The organism is Mesorhizobium sp. WSM4819, from assembly GCF_055811215.1.
This window is the reverse complement of the sequence record NZ_JBVVQO010000030.1, coordinates 1-13,802: the sequence shown is the minus strand read 5'-3', so window position 1 is coordinate 13,802 and position 13,802 is coordinate 1. Positions and strand designations below refer to the sequence as shown.

General features: G+C 59.3%; 11 protein-coding genes and 3 pseudogenes. 2 read left to right on the top strand and 12 right to left on the bottom strand.

Annotated features, from left to right (window positions below; translation table 11 throughout):
- Nucleotides 1-16: 16 nt before the first annotated feature.
- Nucleotides 17-958: a LysR family transcriptional regulator gene (locus tag AC0L18_RS23380; protein ID WP_473494345.1), complete on the top strand. Its 942-nt coding sequence runs from the start codon at nt 17-19 to the stop codon at nt 956-958.
- A 31-nt stretch (nt 959-989) separates the two neighbouring features.
- On the opposite strand, the pseudogene AC0L18_RS23375 reads toward AC0L18_RS23380, so the two are convergent.
- The 10 genes and pseudogenes from AC0L18_RS23375 to AC0L18_RS23330 all read right to left on the bottom strand — a co-directional run bounded on the left by AC0L18_RS23375 (nt 990) and on the right by AC0L18_RS23330 (nt 12,461).
- Nucleotides 990-1,732, bottom strand: a pseudogene (locus AC0L18_RS23375) (TIM barrel protein).
- A gap of 287 nt (nt 1,733-2,019) precedes the next feature.
- A complete protein-coding gene (locus AC0L18_RS23370; RefSeq protein WP_473494388.1) occupies nt 2,020-2,670 on the bottom strand; it encodes a LysE family translocator in 651 nt (216 codons plus the stop codon).
- 28 nt (nt 2,671-2,698) lie between these two features.
- Complete coding sequence (locus AC0L18_RS23365; protein WP_473494344.1) at nt 2,699-3,322, bottom strand: FMN-binding negative transcriptional regulator; 624 nt, start codon at nt 3,320-3,322, stop codon at nt 2,699-2,701.
- A gap of 464 nt (nt 3,323-3,786) precedes the next feature.
- Nucleotides 3,787-4,446, bottom strand: a complete 660-nt coding sequence (gene nodB / locus AC0L18_RS23360; protein WP_065010656.1) for a chitooligosaccharide deacetylase NodB — start codon at nt 4,444-4,446, stop codon at nt 3,787-3,789.
- A gap of 618 nt (nt 4,447-5,064) precedes the next feature.
- Entirely contained in the window at nt 5,065-5,238 is a 174-nt protein-coding gene (locus tag AC0L18_RS23355) for a hypothetical protein (protein ID WP_473494343.1), read from the bottom strand.
- A 1,034-nt stretch (nt 5,239-6,272) separates the two neighbouring features.
- Complete coding sequence (locus AC0L18_RS23350) at nt 6,273-8,309, bottom strand: carbamoyltransferase family protein (protein WP_473494342.1); 2,037 nt, start codon at nt 8,307-8,309, stop codon at nt 6,273-6,275.
- A gap of 292 nt (nt 8,310-8,601) precedes the next feature.
- The gene (locus tag AC0L18_RS23345) at nt 8,602-9,390 is read right to left on the bottom strand and encodes an ABC transporter permease (protein ID WP_473489054.1); all 789 of its coding nucleotides are present in this window, start codon (nt 9,388-9,390) and stop codon (nt 8,602-8,604) included.
- A 3-nt stretch (nt 9,391-9,393) separates the two neighbouring features.
- The gene (nodI, locus tag AC0L18_RS23340; protein ID WP_473494387.1) at nt 9,394-10,416 is read right to left on the bottom strand and encodes a nodulation factor ABC transporter ATP-binding protein NodI; all 1,023 of its coding nucleotides are present in this window, start codon (nt 10,414-10,416) and stop codon (nt 9,394-9,396) included.
- A gap of 49 nt (nt 10,417-10,465) precedes the next feature.
- On the bottom strand, nt 10,466-11,740 hold the full coding sequence (gene nodC / locus AC0L18_RS23335) for a chitooligosaccharide synthase NodC (protein ID WP_473494341.1): 1,275 nt from the start codon (nt 11,738-11,740) through the stop codon (nt 10,466-10,468).
- Between the two features lie 127 nt (nt 11,741-11,867).
- A complete protein-coding gene (locus AC0L18_RS23330) occupies nt 11,868-12,461 on the bottom strand; it encodes a NodA family N-acyltransferase (protein ID WP_473494340.1) in 594 nt (197 codons plus the stop codon).
- A gap of 577 nt (nt 12,462-13,038) precedes the next feature.
- Here AC0L18_RS23330 and AC0L18_RS23325 point away from each other — a divergent pair.
- Nucleotides 13,039-13,233 carry a hypothetical protein gene (locus tag AC0L18_RS23325; RefSeq protein WP_473494339.1) on the top strand — a complete coding sequence of 65 codons (195 nt, stop codon included), beginning with the start codon at nt 13,039-13,041 and terminating at the stop codon, nt 13,231-13,233.
- 106 nt (nt 13,234-13,339) lie between these two features.
- On the opposite strand, the pseudogene AC0L18_RS23320 reads toward AC0L18_RS23325, so the two are convergent.
- A pseudogene (locus AC0L18_RS23320) lies at nt 13,340-13,426 on the bottom strand (SAM-dependent methyltransferase); the annotation flags it as partial.
- A 42-nt stretch (nt 13,427-13,468) separates the two neighbouring features.
- A pseudogene (locus tag AC0L18_RS23315) lies at nt 13,469-13,802 on the bottom strand (AcrB/AcrD/AcrF family protein); the annotation flags it as partial.

The window sequence follows — 13,802 nt, the reverse complement described above, 5'->3', positions numbered from 1 at the left end:
TGGATAAGTGAAAGCGATGCGCTTCAAAGGCCTTGATCTGAACCTTCTCGTCGTGCTCGACGCACTGCTGACCCAGCGCAACCTGTCGGCGGCGGCAAGCAGCATCAACCTAAGTCAGCCGGCCATGAGCGCGGCCGTCGCCCGGCTGCGCGATTATTTCAACGATGAACTGTTTACGATGAGCGGCCGTGAACGTGTTCTAACCCCACGTGCGGAAACACTCGCCCCCGCTGTTCGCGGCGCACTCTTGAAAATCCAGAGCTCGATTATTTCTTGGGATCCGTTTAATCCGGCTCAATCCGATCGCCGCTTCCGGATCATAGTTTCCGATTTCGCCACACTGGTGTTTTTTGAAAAGGTCGTGGAGCGTGTTGCACGCGAAGCACCCGCCGTCAGCTTCGAATTGCTGCCGCTCGACGACGAGCCCGATGAGCTTCTCCGGCGCGGTGACGTCGATTTTCTGATTTGTCCGGAATTGTTCATGTCGAGCGCACATCCAAGAGCGGCGCTGTTCGACGACACGCTCGTGTGCGTAGGCTGCCCCACGAACAAGCAGCTGCCACAGCAGCTTACATTCGAGAGATACATGTCGATGAGGCACGTTGCGGCCAAGTTCGGGCGGGCGCTGAAGCCCTCCATCGAGGAGCGGTTTTTTCTTGAGCATGGCCTCAAGAGACGTGTCGAGGTTATCGTGCAGGCCTTTAGCATGATCCCGCCGATGGTCTCAGGCACAGCTCGTATAGCGACCATGCCCTTCCGGCTGGTTCAGCATTTCAAGAAAACCTTCCCACTGCAGATCATCGAACTTCCGCTGCCGCTTCCCGCATTTACCGAGGCCCTCCAATGGCCCGCCCTTCACAACAGTGATGCGGCAAGCGTCTGGATGCGAGAGATATTGTTACAGGAGGCGTCTCGAATGAGTTCTCCGCGGGACACCAAAAAGGGTCGCAAGCCCTGATTGACTACCGCGTCTCACACCGGCACTCGTGTCAACAGGCGTGTCGAACGAGATCGATAGTCGCGGAAAGTGCGCCTGCGAGGTCGTCCAGCGGGTGGGCTGCGTCGACAAACGGTGGGAATGAGAAGGGGCCCCCCATAGCCGCCATCAAGCAGCGCCCGGATCTGGCTGCCATTGTCGGAACCGACTAGGACGCGATCCGGGTAAATCCAGTGGATCGGATTGTTCACGGTTGAGATGTGCACGAGACCGGCCAGGTCGCAGGAGAAGAACGGCTCCCCGGCGAGCGGCGTGATGTGTCGTGCACGAGGCGGAAGACGGACTGGCCATCAATGGCGGCAATGGCCTTAGCCGCTCCGTTCTTCGATCGAAGCGAGCAAGTCTGGAAGCCCAGCGGCTCGATGAGACCGATCAGGTCCGCGCGGCTGGAGGATCGGCTTGAGCGCCTTCAAGGCGACGCGGAGATCGCCCCGGCGCTCGCCATTGGCAGGCCAGGAGCCATCGTTGACCGGCACCAGCATGAGCGTCTTGCCTCCGCAGGCCGCCGCATAAATCGGCGAGTTTGCTCGCCTCGGCCCTGGGGGCAGGAGTCCACTCGTTGAAGCGCTGCAAGGCATTGATGGAAAAATCCCAACGCCTGCTTCAGCGGCGGCAGACCGGACGTCCGCCGCCGGCTGCCGCGTGCAATAGCATTGCTGTACTGTCGGCTGCGTCGGTTAGGCCCTGGTCGGCAAAAGCGAAAAGTGCCCTGACGTCAAGTCCGGGCGTCGCCATGTGATCGAGTGCAAAGCGGGCGATGCTTGGCGCATGGCTTGGCTTTCCTATGAAACGGCAGTCATTCTCGGCTGACTGGCTTCTACGTGCATTGATTCGCGAGGGCCAAAATGATGGTCATGAGGAAGGCCAGGCAGTCGAACTCACGTTTCCCTCACTGTGGTGCCGCGCCTGCTCAGACATCGCCTGAATTGGTGTAATGACCGAAGCTAACTCGCAGCCATCCATCTGCTTCCGCAAACTAACCCGCCAACCCGGAGAGATGCCCAACCCATCGAATTCAAGGTTCAGGCAGCAGGGTGCTTCGCCAGAGCGAGACCGACACCCAGCGCGACCATCGCGCCGCCCGACGCCTCTCTCAGGCGGCGGATCAACCCGGGACGCGCTGCCGCGCCGTCTTGAATGCCGCTGGCTACGACGGCAACCACGATGTCGGCGAGCGTGTTGAGCGCAATCGACACGGAGCCAAGCACCACGAATTGCAGAGCTACGTGCCCTGCGCTCGGGTTCACGAACTGCGGAAGGAAGGCTAGAAAAAAGGCTGCCGTCTTCGGGTTGAGAGCCTCGACCAGCACCCCTTCACGAAACGCCCGCCGGGGTCCGACTGAACGCACCGGGGCGCCATCATCGCCGCCAGTCGCTCCCTTGCGGCGGGCGGCTTGAAAGGTACGAAAGCCTAGCCAGACGAGGTAGACCGCGCCGAACAGCTTCAATGCGGAGAACAGTTCCGAGCTCTCGAGCACGATCGCGGAAACACCTAGGCTTGCTGCGAGGACGTGGATCATGCCCCCCAATCCCGTGCCGAAGCTGGAAGCGATACCCTCCGGACGACCGCCGGCGAGCGTGCGCGCGGCAACGTAGAAGATGCCCGGACCGGGCGTGATGGCGACCACGGAGGCCGCGGCGAGGTACAGGGCGAATGGGGTCAGTTCTGGCAACATGGGTCGATTCCGACAAAGTTCATGATTATTTTGGGATGAGAGCCGCGAGCTCGCGGTCAACCGCCCGCTCGCTCGCCGCAAGGCCCGCGGCCACGCCATCGCGGTCGGCCGCGTTCCGGTTCTGACTCAGTTTGCGCTTGCCCTCCAGCCTCGTGATCGGCATGCGCAGGCCGACGATTCCGCGGAGTTGCGCCTGTACAAAATCCGGCGGTGCGTCCGACACCGCCCAAGGCGAGGCCCGCTCGCCCTCGTGGTGGTCAGTCAGACGATCCACGACGTCCAGCAGTCTTCCCGCATGCTCGAAGAACTCGACCGGACCATAGGCGTGGACGGCGATGTAATTCCAGGTTGGGACGACCTTCCCCGTTTCCCGCTTGGTCGCATACCATGCCGGCGTCACATAAGCGTCCGGCCCCATGAAGATGGCCAAGCCGTCGCCGATCGGCGGAACACGGCACTGGGGATTAGCCTTCGCTAGGTGCCCGTAGATCACGCCGTGCTCGCCCTCGCTCTCATCAAGGAAGAGGGGCAGTGGCGTTGCGAGCGGCCCTTCCGCCGTGACTGTAACGAAGTTCGCCAGCAGCGCCGCGCGGATGGTGGCGCGCAGGGACTCCTTGTCGTCGTCGCGGAAAGCGGGAGGGATGTACATCGCGAAACTCCTTGCGTTACCGATCACATACCGGCAAGCTGGCCTGCTAGAAACAGCCAGTCAGAAGCTATCGACGTGGTCCAGTTTGAGAAAAACGGCATCGCGCCCGATCATCGTGACGATCGAGGAGCAGATCCAAGCAGGGTGTGCGAATCGGAGAACCCCTGGTCCTTCGCAGCCGAGGGGTCGGGCGTGTCCCGGCAATGGCGACTAGTTTGCCAAACCTTGTGGACGCAGCCCGCGATCCCGGAGACCATATTGAAAGAACCGTCGAAGAGGTTCCGGCGATGCCAGGCAATGCCGATAGGCTGCGCGGGTCCTCATTGTAGCAGGTGACAACAAACGTCTACGCTTAGTCAACGGGTCGGAGCCGACAGTTCGTCCGATGTCGACGAAGTCTGTAAGCCTTCATAAGCGAGACCCAAGGCACTGGCTGGGAAAGCAGGTTCATAGGATCTCGCATTTCAGTGATGTTCTGGAAGCGGGCGAATTTCATATCCGCAGGCATCTAATGCCGGAATCAGATTGGATAGCGCCATAACGGTCTGGTTGCGCAGACCGGCTTGAGTGCTCCGTCTCGACTCGTCGGGAGGACAACCGTCGTGCAAGAGCACGATTGCGCCGGGCCGGACCGAGGCGAGCACAGCATCGACGATCGCATCGGTGCCGGGGCGCGACCAGTCTTTTGGGTCTATCGACCAATGAAGGGCCGCCAGCCCGGCGATCTCTGACGCAGTGAACACTTCTTCGCTCCAGGCGCCGTATGGCGCGCGAATGTAGCGGATCGAGGCCTGGGGGCATGCTACCATGATGGCACGGTTCGCCTCAAATACCTCACGTTGGACGTCGCCCAAGCCGCATTTGGACAGATCCGGATGAGACATCGTGTGGTTGCCCACCTCATGCCCTTCTGCGATCATTCGCTGGATGAGGTCCGGGTGCTCTGCGGCGTAGGCACCAATCACGAAGAAAGTCGCTGGCACCCGATTTTGCGCCAGCACATCGAGTATCTGTGGTGTGAAGAATGGATCGGGACCGTCGTCAAACGTCAGATAAACGCTCCGACGACCGGTTCCATCAGCGCACTCACTCTGCACCTCCCATCCGTCATCAAGATGTTTCATAGCTCCGGATCCTTCCGGTCAATTGTTGCATCGGTCGGCCATTCGCTATCGGCCGCGCAATCGGCACGAGGAGCACGTCCTCCACGCGAGGCGGCATGTCGAGATCCAGCACTTCTGAGTGGCCTCCACCGTCCTTGGGAGCGCATGGGAAACCTCGACTTGTTGATCCTTGGGGTAGGCGCCTACGTCAGTTGGGGGCTTGTGGCGAAAGAGCCGACGCGATGCAGCTTGCGCGATCACCGAGGTACCTGGTCGAAAAGGGGATCGGCTCGCTTAATGTTCGGCGCAGACCAGAATGCACACACCAGAAAAATGCTTCTCGGAGCCAACCGCATACATCGACAATCTCCCTAGCCTGCTCCTTGAACTCTTCCTATGCAATGTCCTGTCCGATAGTCAAAATCGAATGTGTCGATGACAAGCATCCACGTTGCGGATAGATGAGACGATGAGACAAGGGCCCTTGATGTGAAGCTCCTCGTCGGCTCCACGCACTGCTGACCAGCGCAACGGCACGGTGGCGGCAAGCCGCATCAGCTAATTCAGCCGGCCATGAGCGCGGCCGTCGCCCAACTGCTTTCAACGATGACCTGTTTACGATGAGCGGTCGCGAATGTTCTAACCCCGCGTGCGGAACCGTCGACGTCTCAGAGTTGAGCGTTCGTGCAGCATCTCGACGCTGCCGGTGTCGTAGACGCCTCTGAGTATCTGCTCACGAAGCGCTTCGTAGATCTGGCGCGCCCCCATGCCATGCGGGCGGATTGAGCCACCGGGAGCTGGAGACTGGACCATTTCTTTTCCTGCCAACTGAACCAGTTTGCAGCTACTCTTCCTGAAAGCCAAGAGCACGTCCGAAGTGGATGCCCGAGCCCGCCCACCGATCCAAGACTGGCCCGGTCTGCGAACAGCCAATCGGCTTCGCTACCCGCGCGATCCTGCTACGATCCGGCTGGTGTTTCCAGTGCCGTTCAGCCATCCGTCATTCTGAACTCGACCTACGGCTTCGAAAGCGTTGCGGCGAATGGGGCCGCCGCCTTGGCGGCGCAATCCTCGGCGGCGCGGAAACCCTCCACACGGGCTTACCTACATCACCGGCGCCGCGCTCTCGCTATGTTCGGCCCTACCTGGTTCTGCGCGGGCTGAAGACTCTTGCGCTTCGCGAAGGGCACAGACCATGACGCTTGCGATCGCGCAGGTGCTCGAGGGGCGCTCCCCTTCCTCGACTCCCATCCCGATCAGGCGATTGCCCGAGAGCAGATGTCGGGCATCGCCAACGCTAACCCCTGCGTGACCTTGACCAACAGATCCTCGGTTCCCTGAAGATGGCGTCGTCGAAATCTGCACCGGCGTCGTATTGCCGTAAATCAAGGATGCCAACAACAGGGCCGGATGATTGGAGGCCGAAGCATCAAGCCGCATTAAGACAAGATCGTCGTCCCACCGACGCATTTTGCCAAAGCAGCTCAACGACGAACATGCCGGCTTGGCGCGCCGAAGGGCCGCCGCCTTTCCCGCAAGCGGCCCAGCCCGCTCGCCGCCGGGGTCAACCCACGCCAATCTATCCACCAACGCTCGTCCCATCCGCTATGCGTAACACCAAGCTGATGTCGCAGGGTCGGTCACCGACCCGGTACGCCGTCGAGAAACGACGAACTGGCGCTGTCTTGAGCCACCGGCAAGCAAATCCATTGCTGTTCCGCGACTGCAATAAGCGTTAGCTGGAGCGAACATGCATGCCCGCGCCAGACGCAATCATCAGGACCCTTGCCTCGGTCAATTGGATTGGAGGCCGTCATATGAAGTGCAGACCGGTGTTTGGGCAGCTGTTATCGGTCGTCCAGACTTTGGCATCTTTGGTGGACGCGAGCAGCTCGCGAGGGATGCATCCGAACGTGGCGCTGCTCCCACAATAGTCGCAGTTCTCCTGTGAGAGCCTCGCGCAGGCCCTGATCCAGCGTGATTGTGTCGAGGAGATCCGCGAGCACGGCTTCGCCTTCGATCCGCGTCAGCAGATCGAACAAGCCATGTGAAATACGCGCACAGTCACGGTGATCCGTTCGGATTTCGCAGACGGTCTCGTGGCGATCCTGCGCCGTGTATGCGCGGACTTTATGCAGGGATACATAAGGCGGCAATGAAACCGCGAGCGCAGTCCAATCCTGCAGCGTTGCGGCCCGTTTTTTGACGAGGTACGGCCCGACCACAAGTCCATCCAGCTCTGTTGTCAGGAACGTGGCAATCGAGTCTGCAACTGAATCTACGATCGGCTCTGCATTGTTGTTAAAGGACGTATTGAGCAGAATTGGGATGCCTGTCCGCTGCTTGAAGGCATTGATGACATCCCAGTAGGCCGGACTGGCCTTGCGCGATACTGTTTGCAGCCGAGCCGTACCGTCGACATGCGTGACGGCGCCGAGCAAGTCACGCTTGGAATCGCGCACACGAACTACGAAATTCATGAAGGGAAATTCGCACGCACTGCCCGGGAGGTCGAAAAATTCGCGCGCATCCTCCTCCAACACTGATGGGGCGAACGGGCGATATCCTTCCCGCTTCTTGACCATAGCGTTGATCCGGTCCTTGTTTGAAGCGGGCCTGGGGTCGGCAAGAATGCTGCGATTTCCGAGCGCTCGCGGCCCGAACTCCGAACGACCTTGCACCCAGCCGATCACGGCGCCACCGACCATCCACTCGGCTGCCCTATCCGCCACCTCCTCAGTGCGTTCAAACTCCAGGTGCCCCGCCCATGCCTTTAGTTCCTCTTCGACAGCGTGATCGCTCGCGAGTTCCGGCCCCCAATAGACCTCCTGCAATCGCGTACGCGGCGCTGGGCGGCCCAGCTCATTAGACACGATTAGCGCGGCGCCTAATGCGCATCCAGCGTCATGCGATGCGGGCTGCACGAAGATGTCGTCGAAAAGTCCTGAATAGAGCAGCTTGCCGTTCATGGAGCAATTGTGCGCAACTCCGCCGGCCAGGCACAACCGCGTCATCCCGGTGGCCTCACGATAATGGCGAAGAATGTGAAACACGATGCGTTCGAGCGCTTCCTGTAACGACGCACTCACATCCATATGCTGCTGAGTGAATGGCATTCCCTTTTGCCGAACCTGAATGCTGCGGAGCAAAGTCGGACCGATGCGGTCCAGGTGGACGCGATACTCGCCGTTTGCAGAGAGTTCATAGAATTGCTCGAAAAGCTCGCGATAGGGGACGGGATCGCCATAGGGGGCAAGCCCCATTACCTTATATTCATCGAACAAGCCGTAGCCGAGATACCGGATCGTCTCGAGATAAAATTGCCCGAGAGAATTGTTCTCTGGGAAAGTCGCAAGTTGCGTAATTTCAGTACCAGATCCAACTGCCACAAGGCCCGACAGGAAATCACCAGAGCCATCAATCGCGAAAATCAGACTTTGCTCGAAGCCCGACATTGCAAAAGCACTCACGGCGTGCGCCTGATGATGACTTACGAATGAGATACGCGAAGCGTCGAGCTCGGTACCGAACTCCTGCGCCAGCAGCTGCTGCATCAACAGTTTAGCATCCAACGGAATGGAGGCGTCCGGCTGGGAAACAAGCATGTTTTCAAGCATTGCGTTGCTATAGTCTTCGGTAGCGTAGAACGCCACTCGATCGATTTCGCTGAGCTGAACCCCAGCTGCTGAAAGACAGTATTGAGCCGCACTAATTGGGAGCTTGTTGGAATGTTTGATCCGATTGAGGCGCTCCTCTTCTACCGCCGCAATGACCTGTCCGTCCCGGACGAGCACCGCAGCGCCATCGTGCATGAATGTGTTTGGAATCTGAAATCTGTTTTCATAGACTTTGTCCAATCCGCCGTTCAATCCTAGACACAGCATCTCGCTCTCCATTTGTCGTATAGGAATACTAAATTGGCCTGTCTCGAGACCGTTCGATCAGAAAGACAGGCCGCGTTGTCGCTCGCGCCCGAACGCCAGCCAAACATCACCGGCCTCAAGGAAATTCTATGAGGTCCGCCGGGATCAACATAAGATCCTGTGCTCGAGACGCCGGGCGTTACATAGCGTTGTGGGATTGAATCGACGCCAGCCAAAACCCTTCGCGGCACACGCTGGCGATGTCGTTTTTATTTGCGCCCATAGCGCATGGTTTATCTCCTTCTCTTTCGCGTCAGCGCATCAGTCGGCGGCGCAACAGCGCCATCGAGAGGAAGAATGGCAACAGCGCGTACAGGCCGAGCACACCGATGTGCAGGGCGATGCCGCCGATCGGGCGATCAAGCATAACCGGACGAATAAGGTCGATCGCATGTGACAGCGGCATGCATCGCGCTATCTTCTGAAAGGTGTCAGGCAGCTGATTCAATGGGAAAACGGCGCCCGACAGGAACAGCATGGGTGTAAGAATAAGCGTCTGGTAAAATACGAAGTAATCGTAGCTGGGCGAAAGTGCGGTGACGACCATCGCGAGGCTGGCAAATACGAACCCTGTCAGAGCGATGAATGGCAGCGCATAGAGGACGGACGGCCAGGCTGTATAGCCCAAGGCTGCGGTGACAATGGTAATTGCCATACCGGCCAGGAAGGCCTTGGTGGCTGCCCACGCCAGTTCCCCCAGAACGATATCGCCGAGGGTAACGTGCGTATACAGCATGGCTTCCCATGTGCGTTGAGAATGCATGCGAGCGAAAGCCGCGTACAGTGTTTCGAGGGTAGAGGCGGTCATCGCACCGACCCCGACCATGCCGGCCGCCAAAAAGGCGATGTACGGCGCACCGTCGACGCGGCCGACCATTATGCCGAGGCCGGTACCGAGGCCGAAAAGGTAGATCATTGGATCGGCTAGGTTACCGAGAATCGCCACGAATGCGACTTTCTTCCATGCCAGATAGTTGCGGCGCCACACCGCTACCCAGTTCCACGCATTGGCGGGCAGCACCGCCGCAAGACCTTCAATCATCGTTCACTCCTCCATCTCGCGCCCGGTCAGCCGCAAGAAAACATCCTCGAGATTGGCTGGACGCAGAAGAAGGCGCAGACTTGGTCGCCCCTGGAGTTGCGTGCGCACCTGATCAGGGTCTGGCCCATAGCAGTAGAGGGTTTCGCCGCTGATCTCGATGCGCTGAGAATGTGGCTTGACCAGCGAATGCAACTCGTGCGGATCGCCGCCGTAAATCTCCATGACCTGGCATCCGATATGCTCGTCGATCAGAGCCTGCGGGCGGCCTTCGGCGATGTAGCGACCCCTTTCGAGCACGCACAGCCGATCGCATAGTCGCTCAGCCTCTTCCATGAAATGGGTCGTCAGGATAATCGTCTTGCCGCGTGCCAACAGCGCGCGCAGCCGCTCCCAGATCAGGTGGCGCGCGTGCGGATCGAGGCCGGTGGTCGGCTCGTCCATCACAATGAGCTGGGGGTCGTTGATCAAAGCCCGCGCCATCGTCAGGCATCGCTTCATGCCGCCGGACAGTTCCGAGACGCGCGCATCCCCCTTGCGCTCGAGGCGAGCGAACTCGAGAAGCGACGGGATGACCGCTTCGCTCTCGCGTGTGCTCATGCCGAAGTAGCGTCCGAACACCCGCAGGTTCTCGCGTACCGTGAATTCCTGGTCAAGGTTGTCGAATTGCGGGACCACGCCAATGCCCCTACGTGCCAGCCGAGCGCGCGCCGGCACCGGGACGCCGAGCACCGTGATCGTGCCCGCGTCAGGGCATGTCATGCCGAGGAGCATACGCGCAATCGTGCTTTTGCCGGCCCCGTTTGGTCCGAGGAGGCCGAAACACTCTCCCGACGCAACGGTGAACGACAGGTCGTCGACAACGACCTTGTTCCCATACGACTTGGTTACGCCGGCGAAATCGATTGCCACGGTCGACAGAGAGTCATGCACGGAGCTTTTCGCGCTTGCCTGCCGGTGAGACTCCCGTTCGATCGGAGGAGTCTCCGGCTGCCGCAAATCCTCTGGGCCCAACTTTCGCGTCAACACTTGATGTTTCTGGTCCTGGCTCAAAACTCATCTACCTGCGATCACGTGACTATTGCTGTTCGCTGTAAGCTGCGTCAGATCCCACCAAGGCGGGCTTTGGAAGGGCGCCGTCGATGTCTGTCACAGTGGCGGCCGAGCTTCGCGACAACCAATCGCTATTGCTCAATGTACACAGCGCGTATGCTTTCAACGGGAGCAAGAGAAAGATGTTGATGAGTGTGTGGAGCGAGAATCCGAGGAATCGAAGTTGGCGCGCACGAAACGCTGCCACGCTGCAGCGAACTATAGTCATGACCGCAATCGTCAGGCATGCCGTCCAAGGCACAGTACCTGTCGTTATGAATTGCGCGAGCCCAGCCAGGAGCGACAAAGAGAGCAATAATGGGCCAAGATTCTGCCCGATCACGTCCAATGTGAGATAAATATTAAGGCCGCGCAGCAGTTGGAGCGACAGCAACGTGTCACGGAACGTGCTCCGGGCCCAGCGAAGCTGTTGGCGCAGATAGGGACCCATGCTGCTGGGAACGACTGTTGCCGCGACGGCCTCCGGGACATACTCTGTTCGAAAGCCTGCTTTCAGCATCAGGATCGTAAGGTGGCGATCCTCACCGAAGTCGCTCGGCTTCCCTCGAAAGCGCTGCGTCTCGTATTGATCCAGCAGCGAAACAAGCGCTGATCGCCGGTACATGGCACACGGACCGCAGCAACACATGACGGCACCGAACCGAGCCTGCGCTGCCCGCTCTTCGTTGCAGGCGAGCCAGTATTCCATGTCAATCAACCGCGTCAGCCAAGTTTCATTGCGATTACTAGCCGCCAACTGGCCCATGGTGGCGCCGATCGCTTGATCTTGCATCTTTAGCGCAAGCCTTGTGACGACGTCCGGCGCGAGTATCGTGTCCGAATCTACATTGAGCACCAAATCTCCGCACGAGCGGCGAACCGCCGCAATCTGTGCCTTGCGCTTTCCGACATTCTTTGGGAGCGCAATGAAGTCGAACCTCGGATCACGAGCGTATTCCTCGTGTACACCTACGAGGGCATCGCGGTTTCGAGAACCGTCATCAACAACATAGACCTGCAGTTTTCCGGCGTAGTCCTGACTTGCTATGGAAGCCAGGCAGTCAGAGAGGGTGCGAGGAGCCTCGTTGTAGCACGGGATAATGACATCGACGCTCGGCCAAGGCTCACAGCTGGCCGGTTCGCCCGAGGTCGGCGGTACGTTTGCAGGCAGGGTATAAAACACCTGCGCGGTCTTATAGACGGTCGACAGCAGCGCATAAGAGCAGACTGCAACAATACTGGCTGGGGCAAAGAGGTTCATGAGATGTCAGATTTTTCAGTGAATTTGAGGAAGCGAGCGGACAATAAATCCGCGGTCAATGCTGTATTCAGATCGATCAATGCGATGAGGGGCGGGTCGCGCTGACTGATATCGTTGCGGGTGCTCTTCATAGCTCTGGACCGTTCCGATCGATCAAAGTGCCGGCCGGCCACTCGCTCATTGAGCGTCCAATTGGGAGCACCATGACGAGTACGTCGTCGTCGACGCGCGTGGGAGGCAGATCGGGGTACACGTCCGGGAGGGTTGAACGCACGCGAACGCCCGACAAAATGCTCGCCAAGCCTTTGCGGCAGAACCTCCCAACATGGTTCCGGAGCGCGTGCCGAACCGTGCCGAAAGCGAATGGAACGCCAAGCTGCTGCAGCACTGGATACATCGCGCTGATCGAATGGGCGATTCCTAGCCCCTCAAGATCCGGACGCACCCCGTATAGACCGAGTTCAGCGACAAGCAGATCAGCGTCGCCAACTTTGATGTATCGGCGCAGCAGGCCCAAGTGAGCCGCTATCCCGTGCACATCATTGCCGATTGCGCGGACCTCCGGCCTCGCACCGGCCCAACTTCGACCGCCTTCGAATTGCTTTCCATTAAAGGCTCCGGTAGGCTCATAGGTCGTCCGGAAGAACTCAGAGAGTTCGAGGTGATCGGAAAGCCGCAACTCATTTTCCCAGCACAACCTCCACTGCACGTCAGAGCGCATGCGAAGACTTCCTCTTTTTCGGGTTCTTTTGTGCACCTCACGCGGCAGAGCAACGCGGTGCATGTCATGTGGGGGGTCTATGAACGACCCGCCCAGATTGGTAAAATTGATTGTTTAGATCGCGAGCATCCACGCCATGGATGTTAACGCCATGCGTTTCGAAGGCCCATGACCTGAACATTCCGGCCGTGCTCGATTGGCCCATAAAGCGACACCGAGGCAGCTGTCGGTGACACAACCTGCTTCAAGAGCGGCCGCCAGCGGCGTGGCAGACCTCGTGCCGAAGCAGCGATCAAGTGGAGGATGGGCCCGACTGTTAGGCGTCAGCAAACGCGGCGACCGTTGACGCAGGCTGATGATCCATAGGCGATCGCGCAGCTCTGGATCGCGCCGGCGGCAAACAGGTTCCGCGAAGCCTCAGGCTCGACAAGTTGCGGCAAAGGCGCCATCCCAATGGCGCGGCGGTCGCGCTCGGCAACAAGAATCGTTTGGTCGATGCTCGCTGCCTGGCAACCGGTACTGTCGGTTAGAGCAGCCTGACGGACCTGGAGAGCGAGAAGGAGGGCGCACCTCGGCCTTGCAGGAAAATGGCAGAGACGGTGAAACGGTCACCCCGTCGCTTGCGAACCTGATGTGTGGACCGCAAAAGCTTCGGCCGACGTCTGGGGCCGTTGAGGTGGAAGCGGGCGAAAACCCGTCGAGGCTCGCCGCGCTGAACATCGAGCCGCATGAAGAAGCCGGATATATGTCAGCTGTTGTGAGCATCAACTGATCCAGCTAACTTGTTGCAATCGGGCGCTCTTATACGTCCACATATAGGGTCAGCTTGACACCACGAGCGCACAGTGTCTCCAAGTCAACTTCGACAATTCGTTTCATCAGGAAGCGGAAATCGGCTTTCGGAAGCGGGCCAGCAGGCAGTCTTCATTGATCGACGCGCCCCGGCACTCGATGCGTGTCATCTCGGTCAACGATTTGTTCATCATGGCGCTCCAAGCAAAGTTGGCCTATTCGGCGGCCTTCGGGAAGGCGATCGCCGGCTCGTCAAGCGAGCCCGGTCTTGCGGGTCTCTACAGTCGCACCGACCTTCTTGCCGCGCCGGAATACCCGTCGGAAGAATGCATAGAAGCGGCTGTTCTTACTGCGCGTGAACACCATCAGCATCGACGGTGTCACTACCAGCGTCAGCAAGGTGGCAAAGGACAGGCCGAAGACGATCGCCGACGACAGCGATATCCACCATTGCGTCGACGGCGCGTTGATCGTCGTCTCGTGATGGAAGATTTCGAGACCGAGGCCGAAAGCGATCGGCAGCACGCCGAGGATCGCCGACACCGCCGT

Coding starts and splice junctions, on each gene's coding strand:
- AC0L18_RS23380 (WP_473494345.1), top strand. CDS start 17: ATGCGCTTCAAAGGCCTTGATCTGAACCTTCTCGTCGTGCTCGACGCA.
- AC0L18_RS23365 (WP_473494344.1), bottom strand. CDS start 3,322: ATGTACATCCCTCCCGCTTTCCGCGACGACGACAAGGAGTCCCTGCGC.
- nodB (WP_065010656.1), bottom strand. CDS start 4,446: ATGAAACATCTTGATGACGGATGGGAGGTGCAGAGTGAGTGCGCTGAT.
- AC0L18_RS23355 (WP_473494343.1), bottom strand. CDS start 5,238: ATGGTCCAGTCTCCAGCTCCCGGTGGCTCAATCCGCCCGCATGGCATG.
- AC0L18_RS23350 (WP_473494342.1), bottom strand. CDS start 8,309: ATGCTGTGTCTAGGATTGAACGGCGGATTGGACAAAGTCTATGAAAAC.
- AC0L18_RS23345 (WP_473489054.1), bottom strand. CDS start 9,390: ATGATTGAAGGTCTTGCGGCGGTGCTGCCCGCCAATGCGTGGAACTGG.
- nodC (WP_473494341.1), bottom strand. CDS start 11,740: ATGAACCTCTTTGCCCCAGCCAGTATTGTTGCAGTCTGCTCTTATGCG.
- AC0L18_RS23330 (WP_473494340.1), bottom strand. CDS start 12,461: ATGCGCTCTGACGTGCAGTGGAGGTTGTGCTGGGAAAATGAGTTGCGG.